Below are 14,709 nucleotides of genomic sequence, written 5' to 3'. Positions count from 1 at the left end.
GCGCGGCAATCTCGCATCAAAATTTGACGCTGGACAAATCAGCGACACCTGTATCAGGCATATCACAATCATGATTAAATCCGCCTCATTCGCACTTGTGCCTTATGCGCTCTCGCTGAGTATGGTTGCGACGGCCGCTGTGCCGTTATTGGCGGCGACCCAGCCTGAAAACGGGATTTGGGTTAGCTTATGCGCGACCAATCAAAAAGTGTTTATTGATCTTGGCGGGGAGGGCGATGACACACCGCCCATGCCGCCCCATGCCAAAGCTTGCCACGCGATCTGCTGTCAAAGAGATGACGGGCTTGCTGATGATAGTGAATGCGAAGGTAACGCTTAGGATAGTTAGCGACTAAGCGTCGTCCTCACTAAATATCGGCTTGTCATCACCGTCATCTAAAATACGCGACGCATCGCCTTTCGTATCTTCAAACTGCCCTGACCGCATGGACCAAAAAAACGCGGCTAAGCCACATGTTCCCATGACCAACGCAATCGGGACGAGCCACAAAAGCGCGCTCATGCCCGGCTCATCCGGAGGGCATTCAATGTCACTATTAGGGATGACCCTGACATGGCCAGCGCCGCAACAAGCGGGTTCACAAAGCCGAAAATCGCCAAAGGAATGGCCAGCATATTATAGATAATCGCAAGACCAAGATTTTCCTTCACGCGGCGTCCAGCTTTTTGCGCAATGATAATGGCTTTGGGTAAGCCTATTAGCTTATCGCCTTGCAAGATGATATCAGAGGTCGAACGTGAAATATCAGAGGCGGTAGCAAGCGACGCCGATGCATTGGCGGCTGAAAGGGCGGGGGCGTCATTAATGCCGTCACCGACCATCAGCGGATAGCGGCCTTCGGCCAGACGTTGGTTGATAACATTCATTTTTTGCTGCGGGTTTACGCCGCCCGACCACCGCGAAAATCCCAAGTTGTCTGCAACTGTTTCGACGGTTTGCTTGCGGTCACCAGACAATAATTCTAGCGGTAGATTTTGCGCGCGTAAGGCGTCTAGTGTTGCGACAGCGTCTTTTCGGGGTTGATCTGAAAACTGGAACTGCACAGGGGCGGTATCATCCGTCTGCATCCAAATTTCGCTGTTATTATGGCTGTTGCCTTTGGTCTCAACGCCGACAAAATCAGCCGAGCCAAAGCGCACACGCCGTTCGTCCACGATAGCGGACAGTCCGGCACCAGCTGTCTCGATAATATCTGCCGCCTCTAAACCACTGACCTCATCATGCAGCGCCCGCGCCATAGGATGGCTAGAGACTTTCGCCATAGCGGCAGCAATGCGAAGGTTGGACGGGGAGATTTCATCACGATTAAGCAGCGTAAATTTGCCTGTCGTCAGCGTACCCGTTTTATCAAATATCACCCATTTGGTTTTCGCAAGCCGTTCCAGCGCGTCACCAGAGCGGATTAAAACGCCGTGCTTAAACAGACGCCCTGCCGCCACAATCTGCACCGCCGGCACGGCAAGGCCCAGCGCACAGGGGCAGGTGATAATCAGCACCGCGATGGCGTTTAGCGCGGCAGTGCGAAGGTCACCCCCAATCCATAACCATCCAATAAATGTTAGGGCGGCAATGGTATGAACCACAGGCACATAGGCACGGGCGGCGCGGTCGGCGATGCGCACGAATTTGGATTTCTTTTGCTCGCCTGCTTCCACAAGAGAGGTGATTTCAGACAGAAAGCTATCGGAATAAGCATTGATAACCTCTACCGTGATTGGGGACGTTAAATTGGTAGTGCCTGAATACAGGCTGTCACCTATGGCCACGCTTTGCGGGGCTGTTTCGCCCGTCGCGATTTGCATATCAATATCGCTTTGGCCTTTGATAAGGCGGCAATCCACAGGGATACGTTGGCCCGCGGGGATAAGCAGATGATCGCCCGGTGATACGGCGCTGGCGGGCACGGTTTCAATCTTACCATTTGCCAATAGGCGCGTGGCCGACGTCACTTGTAGGGCCGCTAAGCGCCGTGCAGCCTCGCCCGTGCGCAGCCGTAATTTCGCGTCCAAATACCGCCCAATCAGCAGCAGAAATAATAACATCACAGCCGCATCAAAATAAGTATCGGGGTTCCCCATAACGGTTTCAAAAACACTGAGTGAGCACGCCAAGACAAGCGCTAGTGATATCGGCACATCCATATTGGTTTGCTTATTCTTTAACGCGCCCCAAGCAGAGCGAAAAAACGGCCGTCCCGCATAAAGCACCGTCGGCAGAGCAATCATGGCCGATATCCAGTGAAAAAGCGTATGTGTCGCGCGGCTCATATCCGCGCCGCCAGACCATACAGCAATGGATAGCATCATGACGTTCATCGCTGCGAACCCCGCCACAGCAATCGCACGCAAAAGGTATTTCAGCTCGCCCTCTGATTGGGTTTGGGCGACATCTATGTCATAGGGCGCTGCCCCAAAACCGAGGTCGGATAATGCGCTGACGATATCAGACGCGCTTAAATCTTCGCCTGTCCAACTGACTTTCAAGCGCAGCGTCGAGAGGTTCATGCGTGCGGACGTTACAGAGGGCAGGGCGGACACCCCGCGCTCAATTTTGCCAAGGCATCCAGAACAATGCGCGCCTTGGACAATTAATTCGAGCGCATTGGTGTCGGCGTCTGGGTGATTAACATAAGATGATAAATCAATCTTGCTGCCCATAGGGTCAGATTTGGCCACAGGCTCGGTTTGCAAGCCAGATGGACAGCCTATCGCAGCGTCATTGGTGCCTCGGTCTATGATGTCTTGGCGTCCCATTAGGGTAACCGTACGTCATGCTCAAACCGAAAGCTGTTCTCACCGCGCATGGCGGTGGCTTGTAATTGCCATTGACCAGATAGTCCGTCTATTTGCGCTTTATATCTGCCTTGGCCATAGCCGCGAAAATTAATCTCATGATCCTTTGACAGGTCGATTGGATTGCGCAACTTGGCTGTGAAGGATAAATCATTCAAAGGCGCCGCGTCTTTATCTTCAAGCTGGATAATCAGCTCGTGACTGCGGCTATCGACTAGAACGATATTGGCGGCAACCCGCCATCCTAAATCTGCTTGGGCCGCACGCGCCGCTAGGGTTTTGTTATACTCAAGCCCTTGGCGGTAGGATTGCTTTACATCCTCGCCGCTAAAGCTTTCAACGGCTTTGACAATAAAGACCGCATTGACGCCCACGATTAGCGCAAAAAAACCGACAACCATCATCAAGACATGCTTGCCTGTTAATTGCTTTTCTTTTTTCATTTCGGCCATTTATTTCGGGCCTCCGCTAATGAATATGGCGCGCGCATTGGCTGTCTCGCTTGTATCCATATCTTCTAACTTGAAATTAAAGTCCGTTTTTTGATCTAGGTTCGATAATTGCGATTCAGAGACGTAAATTTTGAAATCACGTGTTTCATCGGCGGGTACACGCAAAGTTGTCGATTGCTTATCTAAGGCCCCCATCACGGTAATATTAGGTGAGGGGAGGTCCTCCACAGTCAGGACAAGATTGCGTTCTTCTGCGGATTTATTCAACACTTTGATTGTATAACCATTGCGCACCGCCCCGTCTGATAACGTCACGTAATTGGGCAAACGGTCACGCAATACATTCATATCCAGCATCACACGGTTCATGAGGGAATAGAGCATCAACACCCCAACAGCGGCGAAGAGAACGGCATAAATAACTGTGCGCGGGCGGATGAGATTATAGCGGCTTTTCTCGCCTTTCATGCGGCGTTGCACATTGGCGTCTGTGTCAAAGGCGATAAGGCCTTTCGGACGGTCAATCTTGACCATAATTTCATCACACGCATCGATACAAAGCGAGCACCCAATACATTCCAGTTGCAAGCCGTCGCGAATATCAATCCCAACGGGGCAGACGGCGACACATTGCCGGCAATCAATACAATCACCGCGGCCATCCCATGTTGTGCCTTTTTTATGGGCGCCGCGCGGCTCTCCCCGGTCATAACGATATGTGACGTTCAGCGCTTCCTCGTCGATCATGGCGGCCTGAATACGCGGCCATGGACACATGTAAGTGCAGACCTGCTCGCGCATATGACCCGCCAGCCAATAGGTCGTAAAGGTCATAATCGCGACAAAGATGTAAGACGTCATCGGCGCATGACCTGACAAAAAGTCTCGCGCAACGGTTGGCGCGTCGTGGAAATAAAGGATCCACGCCCCACCTGTGGCCATGGCAATAAAGAGCCAGACGATGTGCTTGGATGTCTTTTTAAATATCTTTTTGGTTGTCCACGGTGCTTTATCAAGGCGCATGCGGGCGTTGCGGTCGCCTTCAAAGAACTTCTCGACTTGGATGAACAAATCTGTCCAGATCGTTTGCGGGCAGGCATAACCACACCAGACGCGTCCAAATAATGACGTCGCGAGGAATAACCCTAGCGCCGCAAGTATCAAAAGCCCCGTGATATAATAGACTTCTTGCGGCCAAATCTCGATAAAGAAAAAGTAAAACCGCGCATTTTCAAAATCAACAAGCACCGCTTGTGAAGGCTGTCCCGGACCGCGGTCCCACCGTATCCACGGCGTTATGTAATAAATTCCCAGCAGCACGAATAGCGCCAGCCATTTGATATTACGAAACGTGCCGTGCGCTAGCTTCGGGTAAAGTTTGACGTGTTTGGCATAAAGGCTTTGCGGTGTGGAAGGGGAGGTCGCTTGCGCGCGCGATTGCTCCACCCCTTCGGCAACTTTTTTGCGAGGTTCAGTATTATCAATAAGGGTTGGCATGGCCTTGTACCTAATTGCCTCCGACAGTCTCGGATGCGGTTGTTGCTTCACCTCCACCCAACGCATGGACATAAACAGCCAGCGCGGTGATTGTGTCTTCAGATAGGCGTTCGTTCCAATTGGGCATGACGCCTTGGCGACCATTTATCAGGGTCTCTTGGATAATCTCGGGCGTGCCGCCGTATAACCATTCATTGTCAGTCAGGTTCGGTGCGCCTTGTGTACGGTCACCTTTACCCGCTGTGCCGTGACATGAACTACACTGGGCTTGGAATAACTCTGATGCGCGCGAAACAGCCGCTTGGTCAGCGTCTTGACCCGATAAGTTAAGGACATATTGGGTCAAGTCTTTGATCTCGTCCCGAGAGAGAAGCCCATCACGGCCGTAAGCCTGCATCAGGCTCATTTGTGTATCTTCATGGGTGGCCCGAATACCGACGTGAAGCGTATGCTCAATGGCTTCAAAAGAGCCGCCCCATAACCACACATCATCATTAAGGTTAGGATAGCCCTTAAAGCCTTGCCCACCAGAGCCGTGACATGTCGCGCAATTATCGCCAAAGGCAGACTTTCCTGCGGCCATGGCGAATGTGAACAACTCTGGGTCATTTTGAATTTCAGCGAGGCTAGCCCCGACAAGGCGTTCGCCAAAAACCGCGCGCTCTGTTTTCATTTGATCCACAGCTTCAATGACTGCGGCCCTGTCTGAATGACCTAAGACGCCTTTGAAATGGGAGTTTAAAAACGGAATGGACGGCATGAGTATCGCATAACCAATCGCATAAGCAATACAGGCATAGAAGGTCCACAACCACCAGCGGGGCATAGGTGTGTTTAGCTCCTCGATACCGTCCCAATCATGGCCAGTTGTTTCAGTGCCAGAATGGGCGTCAATTTTGGGGTCATTTTGTTCGGTGGACATAATCTACTCACACTTTCGGACGGTCGTCCCCTTCAAGGGGCAGTTGGGCGGCATTATCAAAGCGGGATTTGTTTTTCGGCCAAAGCGCATAAATAATGGCAAGGGTGAAAAAGCCTGTGAAGAAAACTGTGCCACCAATTTTAATGTAATGGGCAAGGATATCGTAGCTCATCGTAAGTTCTCATCTTTCTGCGCTTGGTATTCTTCAAAATCGACTAAGGTGCCGAGCATTTGAAGATAAGCAATTAGCGCGTCCATTTCAGTGATCTTCTTGGCATTGCCATCAAATTCACGCACAACGGCCTTGGGGTAACGGGCGAGGAAGCCGTCATAATCTTCGGCAAATTCATCAAGCTGCGTTTTCAAATCAGACTCGGCAAGCTCCACCATCTCGTCCGTATAAGGAACGCCCAGGCGTTGATTGGCTTTTAGATCTGCTTTGATGGTCGAGAAATCCAGCGCGCGGCCTGATAGAAACTTATAGGGCGGCATGATGGACTCTGGCACGACGGCGCGCGGGTTTTCCAAATGTAGCTTATGCCATTCATCGGAATATTTACCGCCGACACGGGCCATATCAGGACCGGTGCGTTTTGACCCCCACTGGAAAGGGCGGTCATACATGCTTTCTGCTGCCAAGGAATAGTGGCCGTAACGTTCGACTTCATCGCGCAGCGGACGGATCATTTGCGAATGACAAACATAGCACCCTTCGCGGATATAGATGTTCCGACCCGCAAGCTCTAACGGGGCGTAGGGGCGCATGCCTTCGACTTTTTCAATTGTGCTATCGATGAAGAACAATGGCGCAATTTCAATCAGACCCCCAACAGAGACAACGCCGATAATACCGAGTAGAAGTCCAAAGGATTTCTTTTCCAGATATTGGTGAAGTTTAAGAAACATGATTACTCTCCTGGGACAAGGTCAGGGGTGAAAGTGTTAGGCTTATTGGCCGCTGGGGCTTGCCCTTCAATCGCTTTGGCATCACCCCGACCCAGCACAGTCATGCGCAGGTTAAAGGCCATAATCAGTGTGCCGAGCAGGAACAATGTGCCGCCAAGCGCGCGAATGATGTAGGAAATATGCTTGGCAGAGACAGTCTCGATAAAGGCATATTCCAAGAACCCAAGGTCAGTATAGGCGCGCCACATCAGGCCTTCCATGATACCGGACACCCACATAGATGTGATGTAAAACAGGATGCCAATCGTCGCGAGCCAGAAGTGCCATTCAACCAAGCGGTTAGAATAGAGGTCTTGCTTTTTCCACAACCAAGGTGTCAGGCAATATAGCGCACCAAAGGTGATGAAACCGTTCCAACCCAGCGCACCAGAGTGCACGTGACCAATGGTCCAATCCGTGTAATGCGACAACGCATTCACGTAGCGGATAGACATCAACGGGCCCTCAAAGGTCGCCATGCCGTAAAAGGCAACAGAGACAACCAGCATACGAAGAACAGGGTCTGTGCGAAGCTTATCCCACGCACCTGATAAGGTCATCAGGCCGTTGATCATGCCGCCCCAGCTGGGCATCCAAAGCATGATAGAGAACACCATGCCGAGTGTCTGTGTCCACTGCGGCAAAGCCGTGTAGTGCAAGTGGTGCGGGCCCGCCCAGATATAGATAAAGATAACAGCCCAGAAGTGAACGATGGATAGCTTATAGCTCCAGACTGGACGCCCTGCGCGTTTCGGAATGAAGTAATACATGATGGCGAGAAAGCCCGCGGTTAGGAAGAAACCCACGGCATTATGGCCGTACCACCACTGCGTCATCGCGTCTTGAACACCCGAGAATAAAGAATAGCTTTTCGCGCCAACAAAGCTGACAGGTAAAGCCAGATTATTGACCAGATGCAAGATAGCGACGGTAATAATAAAGGCCAAGTAGAACCAGTTGGCGACATAGATGTGCGGTTCTTTACGCTTGGCGAGTGTGCAAAGGAATACAAGCAGATAAGCCACCCAAACCACAGTCAACCAAATATCGACATACCATTCAGGTTCGGCATATTCACGGGATTGCGTGATACCAGCCAGATAGCCTGTCGCGGCTAGTACGATAAACAGCTGATAGCCCCAAAAGACAAACCACGCCCACATACCGCCCGCAAGGCGTGTCCGACATGTGCGCTGCACAACATAAAACGATGTGGCCAATAGAGCATTACCACCAAAGGCAAAGATAACGGCAGAGGTATGAAGCGGACGCAAACGCCCAAAATTCGTCCACGGTGCATTTTCAAAATAGAAAATATTGGGCCAAGTGAGCTGACAGGCGATAATAACGCCGACCAACATGCCCGCAATACCCCAAAACGTCGTTGCGATAACGCCCGCTTTAATGACGCCGTCTTCATATTCACCTTGGTCAAATTTTGGCAGCCCCCCTGTGATTTTGAACGCTATCGCGATAAGGCCGCCGACAAAAGCCACCATCATCATATAGCCGTGCATTTCCAGCGTTGGATATAAAAGGCCTGGAACATCTGTTGGGCGCGTTGCCATAACAGACCAGATGAGGCCCAAAAATAAAATGACCGCTATGGGCATTAACGATTCGTCGGTTTTAAACCGTGCGGAGAGTGTTTTCGCTGTCATGTGATCATCAACCCTTTAATTGCCCAGATTATATTTGCTTTGGGGCACCATCACATCACGCGATGGAAACTCTTATTCGGACAGTAGCTATGCGGCGATGCAAAAAATTGACGGCGGTCAAAAATGGGCGATTGGGCTAGACTGCGACCGAATATTTCCCAGACGTCTCTGCGATGTAATCATCAAACAGCGCTGCATATGTGCGCACAAAGGGCCTTCCACTGTCTGTCAGGGCAAAGCCGGAGGCGGTTTCTTTGAAATAGCCGTTTTCATCCTCATGTGCGATTCGCTGCGCGCGAGAAATAATCATATCCGCCGCATCACCATAAGCGGCACGTAGGGGGGCTTTGGACAGGGTGAAATAACACATTAGCTCATTGATCGCGCTGGCGACCATGGCGTCATGGGGACCAACCGCTATGCCGCGCTGTGTTGGTAAGTCACCCGCCTCTATCGCCCGTCTATAACTATGGGTGTCTTTGACGTTTTGGGCGTAGCCCTGAGCAAATTGACTGATCGATGACACACCCAGGCCAATGAGGGTGGGGCAGGCGTCAGTCGTATAGCCTTGGAAATTTCGGCGTACAGTGCCCGCCTTATATCCCTGGGCGAGGCTATCTGTTGGTTTTGCAAAGTGATCAAACCCAATGGCGACGTAGCCTGCGTCTTTTAACACCGTTTCTGCAAAGCGGGCTTGTTTAAACCGGGCCATATTATCGGGCAGGCTGTTTTCTGGTATCATCTTCTGGTGCGGTTTCACCCACGGCACATGGGCATAACCAAACAGCGCAATACGGTCAGGTGATAGCGATATAACACTATGTAACGTATCTTCTAAGGTTGTCAGCGTTTGATGGGGCAGGCCGTATAGCGCGTCGATATTCAGAGAGATCACCCCTTGTTCGCGCAATGTGTCTACGACGAATTTGGTTTGCTCAAAACTTTGCGGGCGGTTGATTGTGGCTTGTACCAGCGGGTCAAAATCTTGCACGCCTAGGCTCGCGCGGGTGACGCCAAAACCCGCAAAGGCACGTAAGGCGTGTTTGTCTAAATCTGTTGGATCAAATTCCAGACTGATTTCCGTGGATGGATTGATATGAAAGTTCTCAAGCAGTACCCGTTTAAGGTCTGCAAGGTCCTCTGGCTTTAACAGGCTGGGCGAGCCGCCGCCCAAATGCAGATGCGCCACCGTCTGCTGCCGTCCAATGCGTGAACCCACAAGCCTGATTTCATTATAGACGGTTTGCAGATAACGCCGCACGGGCTCATATTTTAGCGTATGTTTCGTGTGACATCCACAAAACCAACACAACCTGTCACAAAACGGAATATGTATATAAAGCGAAATCGCCTCATCCGCGGGGATGGTGGCCATCCATTTGCGCACCGTTTTATCTTGCACAGCCTCATTAAAATGCGGCGCGGTCGGATAGCTCGTGTAGCGCGGCACAGGTTTGGCATAATGTTTAATCTGCGTCGGCGTATAATGCGGCACGGCATCCTCCATAGGTCAGACCCTATCTAGGGGGTCGCCGATGCCCTATTTTGCCCCGCGTCAATTTTACGGAGCAAAGCCTTTAGAAATTTTCCTCTAGAAATTTCTTAGCGTTTTGTTGATGGGCCGCAGGAAGTTTGGCGCGGCTTTGTCCAATGCGTAATGCACATAGTCTTCGCGGACATGAACCTTATGTGCACCTAGCTTGCGCAGCACATGACCTGTCACTGATTTTATACCGCGCTCAATCGGGCCAGATCGGTGCCAGCTTGGATTCATGCCAAAATGACGCCGTAGCAGCCCATTGGTGTACATGACCGAATTGCGATAGGCGCTGGTCTTGGATGTAAACTCCATGACCATAGAGATACAAAAGCTTTGGTTTTCCACACGGTGCGGTGATGTATGCGGCCAGGCCACAAGGGTGTTTTCTGGCAAGTCATAGACCATCGCCGCGTCTTCAAAGGCGGGGCTATAGGGAATGTCTTGGTCTTTTTCGCCCAGCACCACGGCTTCATAGGCTGTGTCGGGCAGAAATTCTTCCGTCGGCGGATAGACAAAGACACGCTTTTTCCCGCGTATATGCCACAGTAACGTCATGGTCGGATCGCAGTGATAAGGCACTTTGGCCGTTGGAGAGCTAATTAAAATGCCGCCGCGGCAATTACGGCGCAGGCGGTCACGCCCCGTGCAGCGTTCTAAGTCTGCATAGGTGTCCTCCATCAGCGGGATATAGGCAGCGTCATAGCTCATGGCTTCGCGCACATTAATCCAAACGCGGCCCGCTTTGGCGGCTTCAATTAATTCCGCGCCGCTAAATCCGCGAAAATCTACCGTGCAGTGTTTTGCGGGAAATAGTGGGTCGTCTGTCATGGTGCAGACATCAATTTTATCCGTGGGGTGACGGTCTAAAAGGGCTGCCAAAGCTTCATCCGTAAACAGCCCGCTATCGGCAAGGCGGTGCGTTTTGGCTTGAATAACCTTGCCGTAATCCTTGCGGTCTTGTTCTGTCCAATCCGTTATAATGCTCATTTTACCCTCTTCAATGTCATCTCATTTCCTGAAAATTATTATTTCAAACTCATTCTTGGGATTTTTGACCAGGGACAAAGTTAACTATACATATTGGCGGCAAGAGGGAACGGTAACTGGAGGGCATGTCTGTGAAATCGTTCTATCAAGCCAAATTTAACGCCGCGATTGATACGGTGCAGTCGGAGGGGCGCTACCGTATTTTTCGCGATATTCGCCGCTCTAAAGGGTCTTTCCCGACGGCGACATGGTTTAAAGACGACGGCTCTCAGTCAGATATTACCGTCTGGTGTTCCAATGATTATCTCGGCATGGGTCAAAATGCCTGTGTCGTCGAGGCCGTAAAATCCGCCGTAGACGCCGCGGGTACGGGGTCTGGCGGGACACGGAATATTTCCGGCACTACACGCTATCACGTACAGCTAGAGCATGAACTCGCCGATTTGCACGGCAAGACATCCGCTCTTGTGATGACGTCTGGCTATGTTGCCAATGAAGCGACCTTGGGTGTCATGAGCAAAATTCTGCCGGGGCTAATTATATTTTCTGACGAGATGAACCATGCTTCGATGATTTCGGGCATACAGCGCGCGCAAAAAATTGGCGTCTGTGAAAAACGTATCTTCCGTCATAATGACCTGGCGGATTTAGAAGCGAAATTAAAAGCGGCCGCCCCCGACGCGCCCAAGCTTATTGCCTTTGAAAGTGTTTATTCCATGGACGCCGATATCGCGCCCATCAAAGAGATTTGTGATTTGGCTGATAAATATAATGCGCTGACCTATCTGGACGAAGTGCATGCTGTGGGCATGTACGGGCCGCGCGGCGGCGGCATTGCAGAGGCACGGGGACTGATGGACCGCATCGATATTATCCAAGGCACACTCGCCAAAGCTTACGGCATGATTGGCGGTTACATTGCTGCGGAAACGGCAATTATTGATGCCGTGCGCTCGCTCGCATCGGGATTTATCTTCACAACATCTATCCCGCCTAGCACGGCGGCGGGGGCGTTGCGGTCTGTGCGGGTTTTGAAAATCACACCAGAAAAACGCAAAAAACATCAAGAGCGCGCGAATGCGCTCAAAGCGCGGTTTCGGTCGGAAGGGTATGATTTTATCGATGGCGACACCCATATCGTACCGCTAATGGTGTGCGATCCCGTTAAATGCCAAGCAATATCAGACCGGTTAATCAATGATTACGGCATTTACGCTCAACCAATTAATTACCCCACGGTTCCGCGCGGCACAGAACGTCTGCGGTTTACACCAAGCCCGGATCATACGGACGCTATGATGGATAGCCTTATGAACGCACTTCATGATTTGCGCACCGAGTTTTCATTGCCACAGCAAAAATGGGCAGCGGGTAAAGTCGCATAGTTTCCTCCAAGTCAGATTATATACAATCTGGTTTCCTGCGATAAGCAGGTCTTGGCAGGTGCCTCTATTTTGAGGGCCTGCTCTTTTTTGTTTTGAGTAGCGTGATATTTTTATCACGGACCAGAGCCTTCTGTATTGGCGTCATGAAACCATGATTGACATTGGATTTATTCGTGTTACTCAACAACTGTTGAAATTGAACGCTTGTTGAATAAAGCGTCGTTACCGGGGAAATACTATGTCAAACCGCCGCCTTCTTTCCGTCTCTGCTTCTGTATTTGCGATGGCACTTGCCTCTGGCTTGACGCCAGCTATGGCCCAATCCGTCAATGATGAGATTGTCGTCACAGCGCAACGTCGCGTGCAAAATATCCAAGATGTGCCCATTTCTGTAACTGCTGTCAGTGGTGACTTTTTAGAAGACATCGGTGCGATTGATATTACCGATATTCAAAAAGTTACACCCAATGCAACCATCGAAGTGGCGCGCGGGTCAAGCTCTACACTGATTGCTTTCATCCGCGGCGTTGGTCAGCAAGACCCGCTTTGGGGCTTCGAGCCGGGTGTTGGTATCTATGTTGATGATGTTTACATTGCCCGCCCACAAGGCGCTGTGCTGGATATTTTTGATGTAGAGCGTATCGAAGTGCTGCGCGGTCCGCAGGGCACACTTTACGGTCGCAACACGATCGGCGGCGCGATTAAATATGTCACCAAAAGCCTTGATACTGAAAATGTCACCATGAAAGGCCGCGTGAATGTCGGCAGCTACGGTCAATTTGATCAGATAATTTCTGGTTCTGTCCCAGTAACAGACACATTTGCATTGGGTGTTGGTATCGCGAATTACAGCCGCGACGGGTTTGGCGAGAACCTGAACACAGGCGCAGAGCATTACGATAAGGCGATTTTCGCGGGCCGCATCAGCGCCGAATGGACGCCGTCAGATAGCTTTAATCTGCGCATTGCCGCTGATATGACGGACGATGATTCCAATGCTAAGCATGGTCATCGTTTACTCCCAAGTGCGGACGGAACCTTCCAAGTCACAGAATCAGAATATGACACGCGCGGCGGGGCAGGTGACACGAATGAAGTGAAAACCAAAGGCGTATCCGCCATTGCAACATGGACCGCATCCGACGCCATTACCTTGAAATCTATCACGGCCTACCGCGAAAGCGACACGACCACGCCGATTGATTTTGACGCGCTTCCGCAGCCTGATTTTGACGTGCCGGCACGCTATGCTGATGATCAGTTCAGCCAAGAGTTTCAGCTTTTATATAGCTCTGACCGCCTAAATGGTGTGGCGGGGCTATACTACCTGGACGGCTCTGCCAGTGGTGATTTTGATGTTATTTTGGGCGGACTTGGCCTTTCGATTTACCAAGCGGGTGACCAAACGAAAGAAAACCTCTCTGCCTATGCTGACTTTACTTATGACGTCACAGAGGCACTCAGCGTGTCACTCGGGGCGCGTTACACAGAGGACAAAACAGTCGCTGATGTCACGCGAGAGCTTTGGTTTGGGATTGGCACAGGCTCGTTTAGCCCGTCTAATTCATCATCTGTCTTCTTTACCACCCAGACGGGTTATCAAGGGTTAGAGCGCAAAGACAGCGAGTTCACCCCGCGCATTGCCATTAATTACGCACTTTCGGATGAAACGAATGTTTACGGCTCATTCTCTCAAGGGTTTAAGGCGGGCGGTTTTGATCCTCGCGCCCGGGCCGACTTAGACCCGCTCGGATTGTCCCGCGAAGGCTTCGGCCCTGAAACGGTTGATAGTTACGAGATTGGTATGAAGGGTAGCCTCGCTGATAACCGCCTAACTTATAGCGTTGCCGCGTTCCTTGCCGATTATAAAGACCAGCAAATCACCGTGCAACAAGGCGCGGATTCAGATAATGACGGCACTAACGATACCTTCGTGTCGTCTGTCTTTAATGCGGGTAAATCGACTTATAAAGGCCTTGAGGTCGAAGGCGCATGGCGCGTGACTGACGCCCTCACGATTAATGCCGTCGGGGGTTATATCGATGCTGAAATCGACGAAATCCTATCGGGTGGCGTGAATATTGCCGATCAATTTGTCACGCAAAATACGCCCGAATGGACGGGCCGTTTGGGCTTTGGCTATACGCACGGACTGGACGCAGGCGGTGACATTCTTGTGACGGGTTCTGCCTCTTACCGTGATGATTATGAGCTATTTAATGTCGCCAGCCCGGGCTTTGGCGCAGGCGTCAGCGCTGTCTTCCCCCAAGGCGGCCCAGCGCTAGACCCCGATGCCTACACGGTCCTTGATTTGGGTGTGAAATACACCAGCGAAAGCGGGCATTGGGACTTCGGCGTCTTTGGTCGTAATCTAACCGATCAGCGTCCCCGTATTGCAGGCTATAACTTTGTCACGCCAAGCCAGTTGGGTGTCGACGGGGTCTATTCCGCCTTTTACCGCGCGCCGCGAACGTTCACGGCCACGCTCGGATTTAAATACTAATTG

Annotated in this window: 13 protein-coding genes; 3 read left to right on the top strand and 10 right to left on the bottom strand. The window is 51.3% G+C overall.

Annotated features, from left to right (window positions below; all coding sequences use genetic code 11):
* The first annotated feature begins 70 nt into the window (after positions 1–70).
* On the top strand, positions 71–340 hold the full coding sequence (locus tag AB6B37_RS10340) for a hypothetical protein (protein ID WP_371395704.1): 270 nt from the start codon (positions 71–73) through the stop codon (positions 338–340).
* Positions 341–352: 12 nt separating this feature from the next.
* Here AB6B37_RS10340 and ccoS read toward each other — a convergent pair whose 3' ends face one another.
* From ccoS to AB6B37_RS10290, 10 genes are all read right to left on the bottom strand, one after another.
* Positions 353–523 (bottom strand): cbb3-type cytochrome oxidase assembly protein CcoS, encoded by a 171-nt coding sequence (ccoS, locus tag AB6B37_RS10335; RefSeq protein WP_371395703.1) that lies wholly within the window; start codon positions 521–523, stop codon positions 353–355.
* The gene (locus AB6B37_RS10330) at positions 520–2,775 is read right to left on the bottom strand and encodes a heavy metal translocating P-type ATPase (RefSeq protein ID WP_371395702.1); all 2,256 of its coding nucleotides are present in this window, start codon (positions 2,773–2,775) and stop codon (positions 520–522) included. The genes ccoS and AB6B37_RS10330 overlap by 4 nt, the downstream gene beginning before the upstream one ends.
* Positions 2,775–3,266 (bottom strand): FixH family protein, encoded by a 492-nt coding sequence (locus AB6B37_RS10325; RefSeq protein ID WP_371395701.1) that lies wholly within the window; start codon positions 3,264–3,266, stop codon positions 2,775–2,777. The genes AB6B37_RS10330 and AB6B37_RS10325 overlap by 1 nt, the downstream gene beginning before the upstream one ends.
* Positions 3,267–4,763: a cytochrome c oxidase accessory protein CcoG gene (gene ccoG, locus AB6B37_RS10320; RefSeq protein WP_371395700.1), complete on the bottom strand. Its 1,497-nt coding sequence runs from the start codon at positions 4,761–4,763 to the stop codon at positions 3,267–3,269. It abuts the gene before it with no gap.
* A gap of 10 nt (positions 4,764–4,773) precedes the next feature.
* The gene (gene ccoP / locus AB6B37_RS10315; RefSeq protein ID WP_371395699.1) at positions 4,774–5,685 is read right to left on the bottom strand and encodes a cytochrome-c oxidase, cbb3-type subunit III; all 912 of its coding nucleotides are present in this window, start codon (positions 5,683–5,685) and stop codon (positions 4,774–4,776) included.
* Between the two features lie 7 nt (positions 5,686–5,692).
* Complete coding sequence (locus AB6B37_RS10310; protein ID WP_371395698.1) at positions 5,693–5,857, bottom strand: cbb3-type cytochrome oxidase subunit 3; 165 nt, start codon at positions 5,855–5,857, stop codon at positions 5,693–5,695.
* Positions 5,854–6,591 (bottom strand): cytochrome-c oxidase, cbb3-type subunit II, encoded by a 738-nt coding sequence (gene ccoO / locus AB6B37_RS10305; RefSeq protein WP_371395697.1) that lies wholly within the window; start codon positions 6,589–6,591, stop codon positions 5,854–5,856. Before ccoO ends, AB6B37_RS10310 begins: the two co-directional genes overlap by 4 nt.
* A 2-nt stretch (positions 6,592–6,593) precedes the next feature.
* The gene (ccoN, locus tag AB6B37_RS10300; protein ID WP_371395696.1) at positions 6,594–8,291 is read right to left on the bottom strand and encodes a cytochrome-c oxidase, cbb3-type subunit I; all 1,698 of its coding nucleotides are present in this window, start codon (positions 8,289–8,291) and stop codon (positions 6,594–6,596) included.
* A 136-nt stretch (positions 8,292–8,427) separates the two neighbouring features.
* Positions 8,428–9,798 carry an oxygen-independent coproporphyrinogen III oxidase gene (hemN, locus tag AB6B37_RS10295; RefSeq protein ID WP_371395695.1) on the bottom strand — a complete coding sequence of 457 codons (1,371 nt, stop codon included), beginning with the start codon at positions 9,796–9,798 and terminating at the stop codon, positions 8,428–8,430.
* Positions 9,799–9,882: 84 nt separating this feature from the next.
* On the bottom strand, positions 9,883–10,818 hold the full coding sequence (locus AB6B37_RS10290; protein WP_371395694.1) for a hypothetical protein: 936 nt from the start codon (positions 10,816–10,818) through the stop codon (positions 9,883–9,885).
* Positions 10,819–10,943: 125 nt separating this feature from the next.
* Between AB6B37_RS10290 and hemA the strand changes: the two genes are divergently transcribed.
* Together hemA and AB6B37_RS10280 are read left to right on the top strand one after the other, a co-directional pair.
* Positions 10,944–12,203, top strand: a complete 1,260-nt coding sequence (gene hemA / locus AB6B37_RS10285; RefSeq protein ID WP_371395693.1) for a 5-aminolevulinate synthase — start codon at positions 10,944–10,946, stop codon at positions 12,201–12,203.
* Positions 12,204–12,441: 238 nt separating this feature from the next.
* Positions 12,442–14,706, top strand: a complete 2,265-nt coding sequence (locus AB6B37_RS10280; protein ID WP_371395692.1) for a TonB-dependent receptor — start codon at positions 12,442–12,444, stop codon at positions 14,704–14,706.
* Positions 14,707–14,709 lie beyond the last annotated feature (3 nt).

Source organism: Fretibacter rubidus, from assembly GCF_041429785.1.
Lineage (GTDB): Bacteria > Pseudomonadota > Alphaproteobacteria > Caulobacterales > Maricaulaceae > Fretibacter > Fretibacter rubidus.
The sequence above is the reverse complement of the archived record's forward strand: the minus strand, read 5'-3'. Positions and strand labels throughout refer to the sequence as shown.

What these genes read in the sequence shown, in the direction of transcription:
- AB6B37_RS10340 (WP_371395704.1), top strand. Translation starts at nt 71, where the DNA reads ATGATTAAATCCGCCTCATTCGCACTTGTGCCTTATGCGCTCTCGCTG.
- ccoS (WP_371395703.1), bottom strand. Translation starts at nt 523, where the DNA reads ATGAGCGCGCTTTTGTGGCTCGTCCCGATTGCGTTGGTCATGGGAACA.
- AB6B37_RS10310 (WP_371395698.1), bottom strand. Translation starts at nt 5,857, where the DNA reads ATGAGCTACGATATCCTTGCCCATTACATTAAAATTGGTGGCACAGTT.
- hemA (WP_371395693.1), top strand. Translation starts at nt 10,944, where the DNA reads ATGTCTGTGAAATCGTTCTATCAAGCCAAATTTAACGCCGCGATTGAT.
- ccoO (WP_371395697.1), bottom strand. Translation starts at nt 6,591, where the DNA reads ATGTTTCTTAAACTTCACCAATATCTGGAAAAGAAATCCTTTGGACTT.
- AB6B37_RS10325 (WP_371395701.1), bottom strand. Translation starts at nt 3,266, where the DNA reads ATGGCCGAAATGAAAAAAGAAAAGCAATTAACAGGCAAGCATGTCTTG.
- AB6B37_RS10290 (WP_371395694.1), bottom strand. Translation starts at nt 10,818, where the DNA reads ATGAGCATTATAACGGATTGGACAGAACAAGACCGCAAGGATTACGGC.
- hemN (WP_371395695.1), bottom strand. Translation starts at nt 9,798, where the DNA reads ATGGAGGATGCCGTGCCGCATTATACGCCGACGCAGATTAAACATTAT.
- AB6B37_RS10280 (WP_371395692.1), top strand. Translation starts at nt 12,442, where the DNA reads ATGTCAAACCGCCGCCTTCTTTCCGTCTCTGCTTCTGTATTTGCGATG.
- ccoG (WP_371395700.1), bottom strand. Translation starts at nt 4,763, where the DNA reads ATGCCAACCCTTATTGATAATACTGAACCTCGCAAAAAAGTTGCCGAA.
- ccoN (WP_371395696.1), bottom strand. Translation starts at nt 8,291, where the DNA reads ATGACAGCGAAAACACTCTCCGCACGGTTTAAAACCGACGAATCGTTA.
- ccoP (WP_371395699.1), bottom strand. Translation starts at nt 5,685, where the DNA reads ATGTCCACCGAACAAAATGACCCCAAAATTGACGCCCATTCTGGCACT.
- AB6B37_RS10330 (WP_371395702.1), bottom strand. Translation starts at nt 2,775, where the DNA reads ATGGGACGCCAAGACATCATAGACCGAGGCACCAATGACGCTGCGATA.